The 16,363-nt window shown below is 65.8% G+C and carries 16 protein-coding genes and 1 pseudogene; 6 read left to right on the top strand and 11 right to left on the bottom strand.

Translation table 11 applies throughout. From position 1 onward, the window contains the following. Window positions 1–8: 8 nt before the first annotated feature. The 3 genes from EI171_RS28830 to EI171_RS28840 form a co-directional block, all read right to left on the bottom strand. Window positions 9–1,766 (bottom strand): NAD+ synthase, encoded by a 1,758-nt coding sequence (locus EI171_RS28830; protein WP_161535343.1) that lies wholly within the window; start codon window positions 1,764–1,766, stop codon window positions 9–11. Between the two features lie 105 nt (window positions 1,767–1,871). Continuing rightward, complete coding sequence (locus tag EI171_RS28835) at window positions 1,872–2,225, bottom strand: diacylglycerol kinase (protein ID WP_161535344.1); 354 nt, start codon at window positions 2,223–2,225, stop codon at window positions 1,872–1,874. A gap of 4 nt (window positions 2,226–2,229) precedes the next feature. Beyond that, entirely contained in the window at window positions 2,230–3,618 is a 1,389-nt protein-coding gene (locus tag EI171_RS28840; RefSeq protein WP_028170853.1) for a class II 3-deoxy-7-phosphoheptulonate synthase, read from the bottom strand. A gap of 181 nt (window positions 3,619–3,799) precedes the next feature. Here EI171_RS28840 and EI171_RS28845 point away from each other — a divergent pair, with 181 nt between their 5' ends. Further along, the gene (locus tag EI171_RS28845) at window positions 3,800–4,696 is read left to right on the top strand and encodes an alpha/beta fold hydrolase (RefSeq protein ID WP_161535345.1); all 897 of its coding nucleotides are present in this window, start codon (window positions 3,800–3,802) and stop codon (window positions 4,694–4,696) included. Between the two features lie 4 nt (window positions 4,697–4,700). Here the strand turns inward: EI171_RS28845 and EI171_RS28850 are convergent, their stop codons facing one another. Together EI171_RS28850 and EI171_RS28855 are read right to left on the bottom strand one after the other, a co-directional pair. Continuing rightward, a complete protein-coding gene (locus tag EI171_RS28850; RefSeq protein ID WP_038966250.1) occupies window positions 4,701–4,964 on the bottom strand; it encodes a hypothetical protein in 264 nt (87 codons plus the stop codon). A gap of 201 nt (window positions 4,965–5,165) precedes the next feature. Then, window positions 5,166–6,649: pseudogene (locus EI171_RS28855) on the bottom strand (aldehyde dehydrogenase family protein). Between the two features lie 114 nt (window positions 6,650–6,763). Between EI171_RS28855 and EI171_RS28860 the strand changes: the two are divergent. After that, window positions 6,764–7,846, top strand: a complete 1,083-nt coding sequence (locus EI171_RS28860; RefSeq protein ID WP_011086556.1) for a substrate-binding domain-containing protein — start codon at window positions 6,764–6,766, stop codon at window positions 7,844–7,846. A gap of 51 nt (window positions 7,847–7,897) precedes the next feature. Here EI171_RS28860 and EI171_RS28865 read toward each other — a convergent pair whose 3' ends face one another. Then, window positions 7,898–8,473 (bottom strand): hypothetical protein, encoded by a 576-nt coding sequence (locus tag EI171_RS28865; RefSeq protein ID WP_161535346.1) that lies wholly within the window; start codon window positions 8,471–8,473, stop codon window positions 7,898–7,900. A 162-nt stretch (window positions 8,474–8,635) separates the two neighbouring features. Between EI171_RS28865 and EI171_RS28870 the strand changes: the two genes are divergently transcribed. Both EI171_RS28870 and EI171_RS28875 read left to right on the top strand, forming a co-directional pair. Continuing rightward, entirely contained in the window at window positions 8,636–9,574 is a 939-nt protein-coding gene (locus EI171_RS28870) for a LysR family transcriptional regulator (RefSeq protein WP_161535347.1), read from the top strand. Window positions 9,575–9,746: 172 nt separating this feature from the next. Then, window positions 9,747–10,715 carry a helix-turn-helix domain-containing protein gene (locus EI171_RS28875; protein ID WP_038966243.1) on the top strand — a complete coding sequence of 323 codons (969 nt, stop codon included), beginning with the start codon at window positions 9,747–9,749 and terminating at the stop codon, window positions 10,713–10,715. Window positions 10,716–10,814: 99 nt separating this feature from the next. Here EI171_RS28875 and EI171_RS28880 read toward each other — a convergent pair whose 3' ends face one another. The 5 genes from EI171_RS28880 to EI171_RS28900 all read right to left on the bottom strand — a co-directional run bounded on the left by EI171_RS28880 (window position 10,815) and on the right by EI171_RS28900 (window position 13,700). Further along, the gene (locus tag EI171_RS28880; protein ID WP_161535348.1) at window positions 10,815–11,396 is read right to left on the bottom strand and encodes a TIGR00645 family protein; all 582 of its coding nucleotides are present in this window, start codon (window positions 11,394–11,396) and stop codon (window positions 10,815–10,817) included. A gap of 48 nt (window positions 11,397–11,444) precedes the next feature. Next, window positions 11,445–12,083 carry a TerC family protein gene (locus EI171_RS28885; protein WP_011086551.1) on the bottom strand — a complete coding sequence of 213 codons (639 nt, stop codon included), beginning with the start codon at window positions 12,081–12,083 and terminating at the stop codon, window positions 11,445–11,447. After that, complete coding sequence (locus EI171_RS28890; RefSeq protein WP_060911534.1) at window positions 12,080–12,442, bottom strand: hypothetical protein; 363 nt, start codon at window positions 12,440–12,442, stop codon at window positions 12,080–12,082. Before EI171_RS28890 ends, EI171_RS28885 begins: the two co-directional genes overlap by 4 nt. Before the next feature lie 2 nt (window positions 12,443–12,444). Next, window positions 12,445–12,906 carry a TerB family tellurite resistance protein gene (locus EI171_RS28895; RefSeq protein WP_028170845.1) on the bottom strand — a complete coding sequence of 154 codons (462 nt, stop codon included), beginning with the start codon at window positions 12,904–12,906 and terminating at the stop codon, window positions 12,445–12,447. A 413-nt stretch (window positions 12,907–13,319) separates the two neighbouring features. Then, entirely contained in the window at window positions 13,320–13,700 is a 381-nt protein-coding gene (locus tag EI171_RS28900) for a nuclear transport factor 2 family protein (protein ID WP_161535349.1), read from the bottom strand. A 184-nt stretch (window positions 13,701–13,884) separates the two neighbouring features. On the opposite strand from EI171_RS28900, the gene EI171_RS28905 reads away from it, so the two are divergent. Next, entirely contained in the window at window positions 13,885–15,645 is a 1,761-nt protein-coding gene (locus EI171_RS28905) for an MOSC and FAD-binding oxidoreductase domain-containing protein (protein ID WP_161535350.1), read from the top strand. Window positions 15,646–15,686: 41 nt separating this feature from the next. Continuing rightward, entirely contained in the window at window positions 15,687–16,283 is a 597-nt protein-coding gene (locus EI171_RS28910; RefSeq protein ID WP_028170844.1) for a redoxin domain-containing protein, read from the top strand. The last annotated feature ends 80 nt before the right edge of the window (window positions 16,284–16,363 follow it).

Raw genomic sequence — 16,363 nt, forward strand, 5'->3', positions numbered from 1 at the left:
CTCCGGTGCTACCCCTCGAACGCGTCCGCAGATCTGCCGTTGTCGCGCGAGATCAGCGTGTCGTCCGGGGCGGCCAGCGGCTCGCCCTTGTCGCGAAAGCGGTTGGTGATGGGATAGCGGCGGTCGCGGCCGAAATTCCTGGGTGTCACCTTCACGCCGGGCGCGGCCTGGCGGCGTTTGTATTCGGCGACGTTGAGGAGATGGTCGATGCGGGTGACCGTCTCGCGGTCGAAGCCTGCTGCGATGATCTGGTCCAGCGGCTCCTCGCGTTCGACGAGGCGTTCGAGGACGGCATCGAGCACGTCGTAAGGCGGCAATGAATCCTGATCGGTCTGGTTCTCGCGCAGCTCCGCCGTCGGCGGACGCGTGATGATATCGGGCGGGATCACCTCGCCGGCCGGCCCGAGCGCGCTGTCCGGCTTCCAGCTGTTGCGCAGCGCCGCCAACCGAAACACCTGCGTCTTGTAGATGTCCTTGATCGGGTTGAAGCCGCCGTTCATGTCGCCATAGAGCGTGGCGTAGCCGACCGACATTTCCGACTTGTTGCCTGTCGTCACCACCATCAGCCCGGTCTTGTTGGAGATCGCCATCAAGAGGGTGCCGCGAGTGCGGGCCTGAAGATTTTCCTCGGTGATATCAGGCGGCAGATTCTTGAAGATGCCGGACAGGATAGTCTCGAAGCCGGTCACGGCTTCCGCGATCGGCAGGACCTCGTAGCGGATGCCGAGATGGCCCGCGAGCTCGCCGGCGTCCGCGATCGAGCTTGCCGCAGTGTAGCGATAGGGCAGCATCACCCCATGCACCTGGTCGGCGCCGAGCGCGTCGACTGCGATCGCTGCGCAGAGCGCGGAATCGATGCCGCCGGAAATGCCGAGCAGCACGCCGGGAAAGCCGTTCTTGGCGACGTAGTCGCGCAGGCCCAGCACGCAGGCCGCGTAGTCGGCGTGGTCGCCTTCCGGTTGCGCGGCGATCGGCCCGGCGCAGCGCCAATCCTCGCCGTTACGCGTGAAGCGCAGCGTGGTGATGCTTTCCGCGAACGCCGGCAATTGCGCCGCGAGCGAGAGATCGCCGTTGAGCGCGAACGAGGCGCCGTCGAACACCAGCTCGTCCTGGCCGCAGACCTGGTTGAGATAGACCAGCGGCAAGCCGCTCTCGGTGACGCGCGCGACCGCGACCGACAGGCGCACGTCGTTCTTGTCGCGGGCGTATGGCGAGCCGTTCGGCACCAGAATGATCTCCGCGCCGGTCTCGGCCAGCGTCTCGACCACGTTCTCGTAGTCCTCGGACTCATCCAGCCAGATGTCCTCGCAGATCGGCACGCCGATGCGCACGCCGCGTACCGTGACCGGCCCCGCGGCAGGCCCGCGCGCGAACAGCCGCTTCTCGTCGAACACGCCGTAATTCGGCAGATTGCATTTGAAGCGCAAGCCAGCGATGCGGCCACCGTCGAGCAGCGCGCAGGCATTGTAGAGCTTGCCGTCCTCGACCCAGGGCGTGCCGACGAGCATCGCCGGCCCGTCATCGGCTGTCTCGCGCGCGAGGCTTTCGATCGCGGCCCGGCAGGCGGCCTGGAAGGCCGGCTTCTGCACCAGGTCCTCCGGCGGATAGCCGGCGATGAACAATTCCGGAAACAGCACGAGATCGGCGCCATCGGCGGCCGCCCGCACGCGCGCGGCCCGCGCCCTGGCGGCATTGCCCTCGACGTCGCCCACGGTCGGATTGAGCTGAGCGAGCGTGACCGCAAATGCGTTGAGACGTTCGGTCATGGCCGCCCCCGTCCGATCCAATGGCTAGAGCATGATCCGGAAAAGTGTGGAGCGGTTTTCCGAAAAGATCATGCTCAAACAACAACCTCAAGCGCGATGAGCGCTTTAGACGAAACCCAACCGCTCGACGACGGCAAAGATCCAGAACGCGCCGGCCATCAGCAGCGCGATGCCGACGGCCGCCGAGCCCATGTCCTTGACCTGCCCGATCTGCTTGTCGTGATCCAGGGTCAGGCGATCGGCGAGCTTTTCCACCGCGGTGTTGAGCAGCTCGACCACCAGCACGAACGCCACAGCACAGACCAGCTCGACCGCGCGCATCGCGGTCGCGCCGATGAACCAGGCCAGCGGCAGCGACAGCAGGAGCGCAAAGATCTCCTCGCGAACCGCCTGCTCCGATCGAAGTGCAAAGGCCAGACCGTTGCGCGAATTGATCGTGGCCTTCCAGATCCGCAGCAAGGTCTTAGAGCCCCGCGGCGACCGGCATCGGCCTGGCCTTGCCGGCGCGTTCCTGCTTGAGCAGTTCGGCGACCAGGAAGGCCATGTCGATGGACTGCTCGGCATTGAGGCGCGGGTCGCAGACCGTGTGATAGCGGTCGTTGAGATCCTCGTCCGTGATCGCGCGGGCGCCGCCGAGGCATTCGGTGACGTCCTGGCCGGTCATCTCCAGATGCACGCCGCCGGCATGGGTGCCTTCGGCGGCGTGGATCGCGAAGAACGACTTCACCTCGGACAGGATGCGGTCGAACGGCCGCGTCTTGTAGCCCGACGTCGAGGTGATGGTGTTGCCGTGCATGGGATCGCACGACCAGACCACCACCCTGCCCTCGCGCTTCACGGCGCGGATCATGTTCGGCAGGTGCTCGCCAACCTTGTCGGAGCCGAAGCGGCCGATCAGCGTCAGCCGGCCCGGCTCGTTGTCGGGGTTGAGCACGTCGATCAGCTTCAGCAATTCGTCGGGCTTGAGCGACGGGCCGCACTTCAGCCCGATCGGGTTCTTGATGCCGCGGAAATATTCGATATGGCCGTGGTCGAGCTGGCGGGTGCGATCGCCGATCCAGATCATGTGGCCCGATGTCGCGTACCAGTCGCCGGTGGTGGAATCGACGCGGGTCATGGCCTGCTCGTAGCCGAGCAGCAGCGCTTCGTGGCTGGTGTAGAAATCGGTCGCGCGCAGCTCCGGATGGCTCTCCAGATCGAGGCCGCAGGCGCGCATGAAGTTGAGCGCGTCCGAGATGCGGTCGGCCAGCTCCTTGTAGCGGCGGGACTGCGGCGAGTCCTTGAGGAAGCCGAGCATCCACTCATGCACGCTGCCGAGATTGGCGTAGCCGCCGGTCGCGAAGGCGCGAAGCAGGTTCAGCGTCGCCGCCGACTGGCGATAGGCCATCAGCTGGCGCTGCGGATCCGGCACACGCGCTTCCTTGGTGAAGGCGATGTCGTTGACGATGTCGCCGCGATAGCTCGGCAGCTCGACGCCGCCCACCTTTTCGGTCGGCGAGGAACGCGGCTTGGCGAACTGGCCGGCGATGCGGCCGACCTTCACCACGGGCACTGCGCCGGCATAGGTCAGCACCACCGCCATCTGGAGCAGCACGCGGAAGAAGTCGCGGATGTTGTTGGCTCCGTGCTCGGCAAAGCTCTCGGCGCAGTCGCCGCCCTGGAGCAGGAAGGCCTCGCCCGCCGCAACGCGGCCCAAGGCCTTCTTCAGATTGCGCGCCTCGCCCGCGAACACCAGCGGCGGAAAGGTCGCAAGCTGCGCCTCGACGTCGGCCAAAGCCTTGGCGTCGGGATAATCGGGCACCTGTAGCACCGGCTTGCTGCGCCAGGACTCGGGCGTCCACCGCTCGGACATCGCAATCTCTCCGTGAAGCAAAAAGCACAACCTGATCTGTGGGTTGCGAGGGCCGCCTTATACACAGGCTGGCTCCCGGCCGCCAGTTGTAAATCCATTCCGCACTGCAAACCCTTGCAGGGAAAGCCAAATTCGCATTTGCTTGGGAAGGCTAAGGAAACTGGCAGGACACCGGCGGCCCATGGACGCGGCGCGCGACGACGTTTTCATCGACGAGATCAGCTTCCCGGCGACCGACGGGTATGCGCTGAGCGGCACCCTGTTCCTGCCGCGCGCCGCCAAGCGCCATGCTGTCCTGATCAATTCAGCCACCGCCGTCCCGCGAAAAATCTATCGCGGCTTTGCCTCCTACCTCGCCCATCGCGGCTGCGCGGTGCTGACCTACGACTATCGCGGCATCGGCGACTCCCGGCTGCCGGCAATGGTCGGCTACAATCAGCCGAAATCACTTGTCGGCTTCAAGGCCTCGATGTCGGACTGGGCGGCGCTCGACGTCACCGCCGCGGTGAGCTGGATGCGCGAGCGCTACAACACGCTGCCGCTCGCCTATATCGGCCACTCCTTCGGCGGTCAGGCGCTCGGGCTGATCGCGAACAACACCGACATCTCGCGCGCCGCGTTCGTCGCCTCGCAGGCGGCGACCTGGCGGCTGATGACCTCACCGGAGAAATACCGCGTCTTCGCCTTCATGAACCTCATTGGCGTGCCGCTCGCCCACGCGTTCGGCTACGCGCCGGGCTGGGCCGGCATTGGCGAGGATTTGCCCAAGGGTGTGTTCCTGCAATGGGCCGACTGGGTCTCGAGCCCGCGCTATCTCTTCGATTCAAAACTGCCCGCGCTGGAGAATTTCGCAAAATTCAAGGGCGAGTTGCGCGCGCTGTGCTTCTCCGACGATCCCTGGGCGACGCGGCCCGCGGTCGAGCTGCTTACAGGCGGATTCACGGCGATCAAGCCGGAGGTGTTGACGGTGAAGCCGTCCGACATCGGGGCCAAGGCGATCGGCCATTTCGGCTTCTTCCGCCCCGAGCACCGCGACACGCTGTGGCGCGGCGTGGCGGAATGGATCCAGGGCGAGTAAGCCGTTACCGAATGATCGTGGTCAGCGACGAGTAGCGCCTGTTCGGCCTGGCTTCACCCGGCGCGAACTGCGCGAAGGCATCGCTGACGCGGACGGCCGGCGGCGTATCGCCGGCGAAACGGAATTCCTTTGGCCGCGGCGCGTAGAAGCTGGCGCTGTAATAGGCGTCGTCGAAGCGCGCCTCGCCGACCCCGAACACTGCGTCGCAGACGAACAGGAGCGCGTAGACTCCCGCGACCGCAGCGACGATCTCCTTGAGAATTGACATGCTGATGCCCTGCCCTTTTGCGGACAGGATGCGCATTGGTTCCAAAGCTCAGGTTTAAGGCGCCGTGCTTCTTGTTCGCAGGGTTTGCCGCCGCTGAGCGGGATGCAGACAATTTTATCGATCTCGAAAAAGAGAGCCCGCCTGACCGAACGATCAGGCGGGCTCCAGGCTTGGCCGCTCGGGAGGTATCAGACGGCCAAATCAGACGGCTAAGTTCATCCACACCGCCTTCGGCTCGGTGAAATTGTCGAGCGCGGCGGTACCGTGCTCGCGACCGAGGCCGGAGTCGCGTTCGCCGCCCCAGGGCAGGCGCACGTCGGTATAGCCATAGGTGTTCATCCAGACCGTGCCTGCGCGCGCCCGCTTGGCAAAACGCTGGAGCTTGCCGATGTCGCGGCTCCAGACGCCGGCGGCGAGGCTGTAGGCGGTGCCGTTGGCGATCCGCAAGGCATCGGCCTCATCCCTGAACTTGATGATGCTGACGACGGGACCGAAGATTTCCTCCTGCGAGATCCGCATCTCGTGTTCGACATTCGCGAACACCGCGGGGCTGATGAAGTAGCCGCGCTCGCCGACCCGCGTCCCGCCGGTGACAAGGCTCGCCCCCTCCTTCTGGCCGATATCGACATAGTCGAGGATCGACTTCATCTGCTTCTCGGAGATGACAGGCCCGAGCGCGGTCTTGCGGTCGAGCGGATCGCCGATCTTCAGCGATTTTGCGCGTGCAGCGAGACGCTCGACGACTTCGTCATAGGCCTTCTCCTGCACTAGCACGCGGGAGCCGGCCGAGCACACCTGGCCGGCGTTGAAGAAGATGCCGGAGGCCGCGGCTTTCGAGGCTGCTTCGAGATCGGCATCGTCGAAGATGACATTGGCCGATTTGCCGCCGAGCTCGAGCGAGACGCGCTTGAAATTGCCGGCCGCGCCTTTCATGATTCCACGACCCACGCCCGGCGAACCGGTGAAGGTGACCTTGTCGACGTCAGGGTGATTGACCAGCGCGTCGCCGACGACGCGGCCGGGGCCCGTGACGACGTTGAAGACGCCTGCCGGCAGGCCGGCCTGAAGCGCGAGTTCGGCGATGCGCAGCGCCGACAGCGAGGTCAGCTCGGCCGGCTTCATCACGATCGTGCAGCCGCAGGCCAGCGCCGGCGCCAGCTTCCACATCCCGATCATCAGCGGGAAATTCCACGGCACGATGGCCGCGACCACGCCGACCGGCTCGCGCACGTGTAGGTCAGGGCATCGTCACGCACCGGCACGACGTCGCCGCTGATCTTGTCGGCCCAGCCGGCGTAGTAGATCAGCGTGTCGACGGCAGCCGGGAAGTCCTGGCGCAGCGTCGCGGAGATCGGCTTGCCGGCATCGATCGACTCGAGCTCGATGATTTCTTCGGCGTTTGCCTTGAGCAGCTCGGCCCAGCGCAGCAGGATCTGGCCGCGCTCGGAGGCGCGCATCGTGCGCCACGGGCCCTCGAACGCCCGGCGCGCGGCCGCCACCGCATGGTCGACATCGGCCTCGTTGCCTTCGGCGACGGTGACGATGACCTGCCCGGTCGCCGGATTGAGCGATTTGAAGGTGCGGCCGGAGCTCGCGGGGACGCGGCGGCCGTCGATGAGCAGATGCTGCGGCCGGGCCATGAACTCGCTGGCTGGCGAATGCGCAAAGTCATATGCAACTGACATCATATTTCCTCCTGTTCTGGTATGCCAGATTAGGACGGAAATTGCCGCAGTAAATATGATATCGTGTGCCTATGGCTCACTCACCATATGAACTCAACTTCATAAGGTCGTTTCATGCTCCAGATCGAGATCGAGGCAGTTTGGCGGTTTCGCCAGGAGGGCAGTCCGCGCACGGCGGTGGTCATGCTCGGCGTTCTCAACGAAATCCGGAAGACCGGAAAGATCACGAGCGCGGCCGCCGACGCGCACCTCTCCTACCGGCACGTCTGGAATCTGATCGAGCAATGGTCGGAGTTCTTCGGCACGCCGCTGGTCGAGACCCAGCGCGGCAAGGGCTCCAGGCTCACGCCGTTCGGCGAGCGGCTGGTATGGGCGGGCGAACGCATGCAGGCCCGGCTCGGGCCGCAGTTGGAAAACCTGGCACAGGAGCTGGCAAGCGAGATCAAGCCGTTCCTCGAGCAGCGCCCCTCGGTGATCCGCGTGCACGCCAGCCACGGCTTTGCGGTGGCGAAGCTGCGCGAATTCCTCGACCGCGAGCCCGGCATCGGCGTCGACCTGCGCTATGTCAGCAACCAGCATTCGCTGGTCTCGCTGGCGCAGGGCGCCTGCGATCTCTCCGGCCTGCATCTGCCGCACGGCGCGCTGCGGGCGCAAGGCATCAAGGCGGCGCGCGAGTGGCTCGATCCGCGCGAGGACCGCGTCATCAGTTTCGTCACGCGCGAGATGGGTCTGATGGTCGCGCGCGGCAATCCGCTTGGCATCGAAACGATCGAGGACCTGACCAGGCCAAAGGTCCGCTTCGTCAACCGCGACCATGATTCCGGCACGCGCCTTCTGTTCGACCAGTTGCTCGCCGCACACAGCATCGACGAAAGCCGCATCAACGGCGCGCAGCAGATCGAGTTCACCCACGCCGCGGTCGCCGCCTATGTCGCGAGCGGCATGGCGGATGCGAGTTTCGGCGTCGAGGCGGCCGCTCGCCATTTCGGCCTCGATTTCATTCGTATCGTGACCGAGGATTACTTCTTCGTCTGCAAACGCGCCTTCCTCGACACCGAGCCGATGCAGCGCATCCTCGATATCATGCGCAGCGCCGATTTTCGTGCCGCCGTCGCCAGCCTGCCCGGTTACGTCCCGTCCGACACCGGTGCGGTCACCGGCGTGAAGGCGTTTCTGGAGATGCACGCCGTGCGCTGATGAACGGCCGAGGCTCGCCCTTACCCTGGCGGACTGCCGCTACGCGCCCGGTCAAACGACCGGCTCGTCCTTGAGCGCCGACACCACCTGCTCGCCGCGGTCGGTCAGGCGATAGGTCACAAGCGGACGGCTCGACGGCGGCTTGCGGTCGATCTCGACGATGTAGCCGCGCACCATCAGCGCTTCAAAACTGCCGTAGTAGCCGAACATGCTGATCTGGTTCTGCTTGAGCAGCTTGAACTCGCGCAGGAGACGGATCTCGTTGCCCGAGAGCAGCGAGCGGCGGACGCGCTGCACGAACCGCGCGCGCTGCTCGAACCACGCCTGGTCGGGCAGTTCGTGCGAGGCCGGCGCCGGGTCGCGCTCGCAAGGGCGCGCCTCCGTCGCGACATCGGCCATGACCGGCGGAAGGCCCGGCACGCTGCCGACGACCGCGTCCTTGGCGACATCGAGCAATGCCATCGGCCAGCGCCGCTTGTTGTCCACCATGACCGGCGGCGGCACGACGCTGTCGCGCACCAATTGCTCGAAACGGCCGGCGGTCACGCCGACATAGGCGGCCGCCCGACGGCGATCGACCAGACGGGTGTCCGGCTCGTACTCCTCGCAAGCGATGTTCTCGTTCACCCCGAAATCCCCTGGCGCGTCGTTGCGCAGGCCCGGCGGCCCTCTTTGGGACCCGGCCGAGCCGGCGGCGAACCTAGGGGGGACCAGCGCTCTCGAAAAGCAGAGAATTTCGTACATGTTGATGCCGTTTCGGCAACGGCTATAGTTCGTGCCGGGGGACCCATGCGATTTCACTCACCGGCCATCCAGTACTTCCACGCGGTCCGCCGCACCGGCTCGATCCGGGCCGCGGCGCGCGTCCTGAACGTTGCCTCCTCGGCGGTCAGCCGCCAGATTCTCAAGCTCGAGCAAGAGGTTGGATCCCCCCTGTTCGAGCGCACTGCGCGCGGCCTGACGCTGACGACGGTCGGCGAGATGCTGGCCCGGCATGTCATGAACGTGCTCCAGGACCTCGACCGCTTCCGCTCGGACGTCGCGTCCCTGTCCGGCAACTGGCGCGGCACCGTCAGCATCGCCTGCATCGAGTCGCTGACGGAATCGGTGCTGCCGGACCTGATCGCCTCGCACCGCGGCCGCGCCCGCCGCGTCAGCTTCACCACCGAGGTGAAGGGATCGTCGGACGTGCTCGAGGCCCTGAGCCGCGGCGAGGCCGACATCGGCATCGCCATGGCGCTCCGCCATCCGCCGGACCTGCGCCAGGTCGCCTTGAAGCGGTTCCGCCTCGGCGCAGTGGTATCGCGCGAGCATCCGCTGGCGCGCCGCAAGACAGTGACGCTGGTGCAATGCCTCGCCTTCCCCGTCATCAATGCGCTGCCGGAGCTGTCGATCTATCATCTGCTCCAGCCGCTGATCGCACAGCTCTCCGAGACGCCGGAGCCGGCGATCCAGGCCAATTCGATCGACCTGATGCGCGAGCTTGCCGCACGCGGCGTCGGCGTCGCCTTCCAGACCCAGCTTGGCATCGGCCGGCTGTCGCCCGAGAGCCAGCTCGTCTTCCTGCCGCTCGACAATGCCGGCAGCCCGGTCTGGTCCGACCTCGGCATCTATGTTCGCGCCGAGCGCACCCTGCCCGCCTACACCGAGTCCTTTCTCCAGGAACTGGTGCGCGAACTGGGCGAGCGCGAGCGGCGCGAGAACGCGGCCTATCCGCAGACGGCGTGACATCTCCGCGCCGCCGGCAAGCCGGAGCAGCTTGGAGGCGACCGCACGCCCCGTGGTCTTGCGGACTTGCCTGAAGCACGGTTGCTCCGGCAACATTTCCGGCCGATGTCGCGCGCGCGAGGTCGAGGACGCGCCGGCACACGCCGAACGCCTGAGATCACTGGGACCCGAGATGCCGGTACGTTGGCTCAAGCCGTCGCGAGTCCTGGGCATCGAGCGCTACAGCGACTTCGAGTCCTTTCGTCCGAGCGAGGTGCTGGGCGGCGGCATCAGCACACCGCTCGAGCCGCGCGAGTTCTCGCTGCACCGCGCCATCCTGCCGCTCCAGGATGGTCTGTTCGTGCTCCAGCGGACCTTCGCCCGGCGCCTTCAGGCCAACATCGGCACCGATCACGGCGTCGGCCTCGTCATCCCGCTCGCCTGTCATTTCACCGCCAACGGCCGCGAGATCGACAATTCGATGATCGGAATCGTGCGCGGCAAGGTCCCCACCGAGGCGGTCGAGCATCACGCCAACACCTATCTGATGCTGCGCTTCAACTCCGACATGCGCCATCGCGGCTGGGCGGACTACGAGACCGGGCTCGAATTCACGCGTCTCGACGACGACACGATGGCGGGCCTGCGCGCCGCGATCCTCGACATGTTCTGCCTGGCCTCACGCTGCAATGATCCCAGGCAATTCGAAGCCATCGACCGGCCGATCCAGGAAAGGCTTCTCGAAGGCCTCGATGCCGCCCTTGCCCCCGTCGACGCGCAAGACCGCCGGCGCGGATCGTTCGACAAGCATCGCAAGCTGGTCGCGCGGCTGGACGAGGCGGCCACGCTGTCCGGCGGCATCCCGCTCTACAGCGGCGACCTCGCAAATGCGCTCGGCGTCTCCGTTCGCACGCTCCAGAGCGCGACACAGGCGGTGCATGGCGTCAGCCTGCATCACCATCTCAGGCTGAAGCGGCTGTGGTCGACCCGCACGCAGCTCCTGACCGGAGGTGACGGAATGACCGTGAAGGCCGCGGCGCTCGCGAACGGCTTCTGGCACATGGGCGAATTCTCGAAACTCTACAGGACGACGTTCGGCGAGATGCCGTCCGGGACGCTGGCGCAGGCCCGCGATTTTGCGGACGACAGTCCGCACCTCTGAGGTTTCTCCGGTCAAATCGCGCGATCGCGAGCAGCTCGCTCCGCGCAAGCGAAACCGCCTCGCCGCCCCTCGCCGACCTCGATCTCGCCAGCCAGGCGCTCAGCCGTGACCCGCTTGCTTGCGGTGTCCGCTCTCGCTCAGGCGATCGACCCAGGCAATGCCGATCGCCGAGATGATGAAGGTCAGGTGGATCAGCACCTGCCACATCACGCCGGTCTCGGTGAAATTGCTGCGCGTGGTTCCGAGATTTCCGGCCTCAATGAAGGTCCGAAGCAGCGAGATCGAGGAGATGCCGATGATCGCCATCGCAAGCTTGATCTTGAGCACGCTGGCGTTGACGTGACTGAGCCATTCCGGCTCGTCGGGATGGCCGCTCAGGTTCAGCCGCGAGACGAAGGTCTCGTAGCCGCCGACGATAACCATCACCAGCAGGTTCGAGATCATGACGACGTCGATCAGTCCGAGCACGACCAGCATGATCTGCTGTTCGCTGGCGTCAAAGGAGTGCACGACCAGGTGCCAGAGCTCCTTGAGGAACAGCAGCACGTAGACGCCCTGTGCGATGATGAGGCCGACATAGAGCGGCACCTGCAGCCAGCGCGAGCCAAAGATCAGCTGGGCGAACGGGCCGATTTGCGGCAGCGGAGGCGCGGCCGAAGGTGCTTTGGGTTCAGAAATCATTGATCACTCCGGAGTGCAGGCAAGAGATGTCGCCCAAGAGATTCGGCCTCAGAGACTCGCGATGACCGGCGCGAGCTCGAGCGAGCCGCGATAGATCATCTCGAAGGCGACGTAAACGATGATGGCGAGGCCGACATAGGCGATCCAGCGCTGCTTCTGGAGCACGCGGCCGAGCAGATCGGCGGCCACACCCATCATCGCGACCGACAGCAGCAGGCCGAAGGCCAGGATGTAGGGATGCTCGCGCGCCGCGCCCGCGACCGCGAGCACGTTGTCGAGCGACATCGAGACGTCGGCCGCGACGATCTGCAGGGCGGCCTGGCCGAAGGTCTTGCGCGGTGCCGATGCCGCGCTTCCGCCGCCGCCATGGCTGAACGCAAGCCCGCTTCCATGCGCGGCCTGCTCGCGCAGTTCGCGCCACATCTTCCAGCACACCCAGAGCAGCAGCACGCCGCCGGCGAGCAGGAGGCCGATCACCTGCAAGATCTGGGTCGCGACGCCGGCAAAGGCGATCCGGAGCGCAGTCGCCGCGACAATACCGACGACGATGGCGCGCCGGCGCTGCTCGGCCGGCAGCCCGGCAGCGGCAAGGCCGATGACGACGGCGTTGTCGCCGGCGAGCACGAGGTCGATCAGGACGACCTGAAGCAGCGCGGTCAGCGCGTCGGCGGTGATGAATTCAATCATGATTGATCATTCTTCGATGCGGACGGTTCGAGCCATTGCGGCTTGCGGCGTTCGATCCAGTCGAACACCTTCGACCGGGACGAGCGCAGCGCCGGCACGTCCTCGGCAAGCAGCGCGAGGCCGAGCGGCAGCATCCAGATGCCGAGCACCGGCAGGATGGAGAGCACGCCGCCGACGACGAGCAGCGCGCCCGAGGGGATTCTCACCCAGCGGCTGGACGGCTTGAGCAGATAGGTGACGGTGTCGCCCACGCGCGGCGGCAGGCGATGGACGAGCCTGTCGAGGCGCGGGTCACCGCCGGCCATCTGGCCCGTGGTGCCCTCGGTTCGGGTCGTATGCTCGTCCGATGCCGCGCTCATGCTCACTCCTTTGGGACGGGGCCTGCCGCACCCGGTCCGACCTGCTTGGCGCGCGGCAACACCAGCGTCAGCAGCCGCAGCAGCTTGATCGCCTGCACCTCATGGGGATGCACGTCCTCGTCCGCGGCCGCAACGCGCTCCGACAGCTCCATCAGATGGGACGAGAGCGACATGTTCGAGACCGGGCGCAGCGTGTCGATCACCACATTGGCAAAGTCCGGCTCCTCGAGCCGTTCCGCCAGCTCGTCGAACATCGCGAACAATCGGTCGTCGCCGATATGCGGCGCCAGTCCGCGATCCCTGATGAAACGGATCACCTCGTCGCGCTCGACCGGCGAGACGCGCCGGTCGGCCACCGCGACAAGCGCACCGGCGATGATCAGCGCCGCCGCTGCCTGCTCGTTGAGGCTGGACGGTTCGGCAATCTCGAGTTCGATCGGGTTTGAGTACTTGGCGTCAGACATCGATGCTCCTCAACGTTGCGAAATGGCCGCGCGGAGCTGCGATGGGGACGATTGGGTCGGAGGGAACAGAGAAGACCCGACGATCGGCCGATCCATCGCATTCGCGCGGGACAGGTCATCCGACATCACGAGGTTTGCCGACATTCGTCGGCGGCCTCGCCAGAGGGGCCCGGATTCTTGTTCGCCTCAGACATAAAGATGGGTCTGTCGGAATCAAGGCGATGAGACTGCGACCAGCCGCCGCATCGGTTCCGTGTTGCCATGTTTGGTTAAGCAGTGGTGCGCATGTCCAGGACGCGCTGCATCCCCACCGTCATTGCGAGCGCAGCGAAGCAATCCAGAATCCCGCCGCGGAAAGGCTCTGGATTGCTTCGCTGCGCTCGCAATGACGGAGTGTGGCGCGGGCACCGCTCCTACCTCACGACCTCAACCAAATGCGCACGCGAGGGTGATGGATCAAACCGGTCGCCGAAATATTGCGTTTCGTGCGCCACCAGTCCGTCGCGGAATTCCATGATGCTCACGACGTAGGACGGCACGCCGTCATAAGTCAGCACGAACTCGCTCACCCAGAGATCGCCGCCGCCGATGATCCGCCGAACCGAGAAGCGCTTCTTGTTCGGCTGCACGAAGCGGCTCTCCTGAATGTTCCTCCGGCCGTGGATGCGCTCGCTCGATTGGGGATAGTCGAGCACCGCGTCGTCGCGATAGATGGCGTGCTCGGCCTCGAAATCGTTCGCGTCCGAAGCGTCCCAATGGCGCTGGAGCGCCGCCAATCTGGCCCGATCGTCCATCTCGACCTCCGATCCCGAATGAAACCGCCTCCCGCCGCCTTGATCTGATGACGCAGGACTCCGGCGGCAAGGGTTCCCTTGCAACGTCTAACAACGGCTAACGAGCTAACGGTTCGAATTGGATGCAGATTAGCGTGCAGGCGACCCGTCGGATCGGGTCGCACCTCAGGGTCGGGAAACCGTGATGGCACGTCTGCTTTCCGTCAATGTCGGCCTGCCGCGCGACGTCGCCTGGCAAGGCAAGACCGTCCATACCGGCATCTGGAAGGCCCCCGTCGAAGGGCCGCGCAGGGTGCGCAGGCTCAACATCGACGGCGACGGCCAGGGCGATACGGCCGGCCATGGCGGCGAACAGCGCGCCGTCTTCGTCTACCAGGACGAGTCCTATCGGTACTGGCAGGAACATCTGGGGCGACCGGATCTCGTTCATGGTCAATTCGGCGAGAACTTCACCGTCGAAGGCCTTGCCGACACCAACGTGTGCATCGGAGACCGCTACAGGATCGGCTCCGCCCTGTTCGAGGTGACGCAGCCGCGCGTCACCTGCTACCGGCTAGGCATTCGCATGGACGAGCCGGACATGCCCGCACTGCTCGTCAGGCACGGCCGGCCCGGTTTCTATTTTCGCGTGATCGAGGAAGGCGACGTGGAGGCCGGTGACGAGATCACGCAAGTCGCCAGAGGTCCTGAAAGCATGAGCGTGTTCGAGATCAACGCGCTGCTTTACCTGCCCCCTCACCCACGCGACCGCCTGGAGCGCGCGCTGCGGATTCCGGCGCTGAGCCGCGGCTGGAATCGTTCCTTCGCAGCGCTGCTCGAGCAGCAGCGCACAAGCAAGATTGCCGCAGGAAACGCCGGGCTCGGCCCGGCGGCGAGCCCACCTCCTGCCTGGCGCGGCTTCCGTCCGTTTCGCGTCTCGCGCAAGATCGCCGAAAGCGGCACCGTGACGTCACTGATCCTCGAACCCACGGACGGGCATCGCGCGGCCCCCGCCCTGCCCGGTCAATTTGTCATCGTGCGGCTCGGGCCCTCTGAGGCACAGGCGATGACGCGCAGCTACTCGCTGTCGAGCCGCTCCGATGCCCCGCCCTACCGCATCAGCATCAAGCGGGAAGCGCACGGCGCGGCCTCCCTCTATATCGCCGACAGTCTCCGAGTTGGCGACGTCGTCGAAGTCGGTGCGCCACGCGGCAGCTTCACGCTCCGGCAGGATGCGCGGCCCGTCGTCTTGCTCAGCGCGGGCATCGGCGTGACGCCGGTGCTCGCCATGCTCCACGCGCTCGTCGCGGAAGGGTCGACGCGAGACGTCTGGTGGCTGCACGGCGCGCGCAACGGCCGCGAGCATGCGTTCGCCGCCGAGACGCGCGGGCTTTTGGCCGGACTCGCTCACTATCACAGCCACGTCTGCTTCAGCGCACCCGATCCGGCCGATCGTCCGGGAGCGGATTTCGACAGCGCCGGACATCTGGATCAGCACCTGATCGAACGGCTCAACATGCCGCGCGACGGCGATTTCTATCTCTGCGGGCCGGCCGCTTTCATGAGCGATCTCACGGCCGGCCTGGCCGCATTGGGCGTCGCGCCCGATCGCATCCACACCGAGCTGTTCGGCGCGAGGCCATCGCTGACGCCCGGCATCGCGGCTTCGCCGCGGACACCCGCGCATGCGCCGGTCGGAGCACCCGGCCCGGGCCCGATGGTGTCATTCGCGCGCAGCGGCCTCAATGTCCGCTGGGGACCATCCTATGCCAGCCTGCTCGAGCTGGCCGAAGCGTGCGACGTCCCGGTGCGCTGGTCGTGCCGGACCGGGGTTTGCCACAACTGCGAGAGCGGGCTCGTAGCCGGAGAGGTCAGCTACGCGCCCGATCCGCTCGACCCGCCGGCGGACGGCAATGTCCTGATCTGCTGCTCGCAACCGAAGGCAGATGTCGTGATCGATCTTTGACCGGCTTCGACACACCCTCGCCAAACCATGGAGCGATTCAAATGCGGCCCGACATCACGGAAGGTGTCACCTTCCCCGACTACGAGCTCAGTGACCACACCGGCAGACGCCGCAAGCTCTCGGATTTGCAAGGCGATGATCCCATGGTGCTCGTCCTTGGCCGCGGCGGCTTCTGTCCTAAGGATCGACGCCAGGCCGAGGGCTTGCTGCAACTCCATCGCGAGATGGAGGTGGGCTACTGCCGCATGGTCACCATCACCACCGACACGATCCTCCAGACCAACGAGTACCGCAGCGGGGTCGGAGCTCACTGGCCCTTCCTCTCCGATGCCAGGCGTATCGTTCAGAAGGATCTCGACATCGCCGAATACACCGATCCGGTCCACAATCCGATGATCCCGCACGTCGTCGTGCTGGAGCCCCGCCTCGTCGTTCACAAGATCTACAATGGCTATTGGTTCTTCGGCCGCCCGACCGTCGAAGAGCTTCGCCAGGATCTCAGGGCCGTCAGCATGAAGTGCCGTCCGGATTGGGACATCACCGCACCGGGGCTCAAGGCGCTCTGGGATCAGGGCCGCAAGGAGCATTTCTATCCGTATGGCAAGGCTCCGTCCAAGGTACTCGACGAGCAGGATTAGACACAGGCGGGTGTCGCGCGGTCGCCGCGGCTTCTGTCGGGAACACAAACGCCGTCGGGTTTGTTGGTGCACCTCAAGAA

The organism is Bradyrhizobium sp. LCT2, from assembly GCF_009931255.1.
Classification (GTDB): domain Bacteria; phylum Pseudomonadota; class Alphaproteobacteria; order Rhizobiales; family Xanthobacteraceae; genus Bradyrhizobium; species Bradyrhizobium diazoefficiens.

What these genes read in the sequence shown, in the direction of transcription:
- EI171_RS28875 (WP_038966243.1), top strand. Translation starts at nt 9,747, where the DNA reads ATGCCGGTACGTTGGCTCAAGCCGTCGCGAGTCCTGGGCATCGAGCGC.
- EI171_RS28860 (WP_011086556.1), top strand. Translation starts at nt 6,764, where the DNA reads ATGCTCCAGATCGAGATCGAGGCAGTTTGGCGGTTTCGCCAGGAGGGC.
- EI171_RS28880 (WP_161535348.1), bottom strand. Translation starts at nt 11,396, where the DNA reads ATGATTTCTGAACCCAAAGCACCTTCGGCCGCGCCTCCGCTGCCGCAA.
- EI171_RS28900 (WP_161535349.1), bottom strand. Translation starts at nt 13,700, where the DNA reads ATGGACGATCGGGCCAGATTGGCGGCGCTCCAGCGCCATTGGGACGCT.
- EI171_RS28870 (WP_161535347.1), top strand. Translation starts at nt 8,636, where the DNA reads ATGCGATTTCACTCACCGGCCATCCAGTACTTCCACGCGGTCCGCCGC.
- EI171_RS28850 (WP_038966250.1), bottom strand. Translation starts at nt 4,964, where the DNA reads ATGTCAATTCTCAAGGAGATCGTCGCTGCGGTCGCGGGAGTCTACGCG.
- EI171_RS28830 (WP_161535343.1), bottom strand. Translation starts at nt 1,766, where the DNA reads ATGACCGAACGTCTCAACGCATTTGCGGTCACGCTCGCTCAGCTCAAT.
- EI171_RS28895 (WP_028170845.1), bottom strand. Translation starts at nt 12,906, where the DNA reads ATGTCTGACGCCAAGTACTCAAACCCGATCGAACTCGAGATTGCCGAA.
- EI171_RS28890 (WP_060911534.1), bottom strand. Translation starts at nt 12,442, where the DNA reads ATGAGCGCGGCATCGGACGAGCATACGACCCGAACCGAGGGCACCACG.
- EI171_RS28910 (WP_028170844.1), top strand. Translation starts at nt 15,687, where the DNA reads ATGCGGCCCGACATCACGGAAGGTGTCACCTTCCCCGACTACGAGCTC.
- EI171_RS28905 (WP_161535350.1), top strand. Translation starts at nt 13,885, where the DNA reads ATGGCACGTCTGCTTTCCGTCAATGTCGGCCTGCCGCGCGACGTCGCC.
- EI171_RS28840 (WP_028170853.1), bottom strand. Translation starts at nt 3,618, where the DNA reads ATGTCCGAGCGGTGGACGCCCGAGTCCTGGCGCAGCAAGCCGGTGCTA.
- EI171_RS28885 (WP_011086551.1), bottom strand. Translation starts at nt 12,083, where the DNA reads ATGATTGAATTCATCACCGCCGACGCGCTGACCGCGCTGCTTCAGGTC.
- EI171_RS28845 (WP_161535345.1), top strand. Translation starts at nt 3,800, where the DNA reads ATGGACGCGGCGCGCGACGACGTTTTCATCGACGAGATCAGCTTCCCG.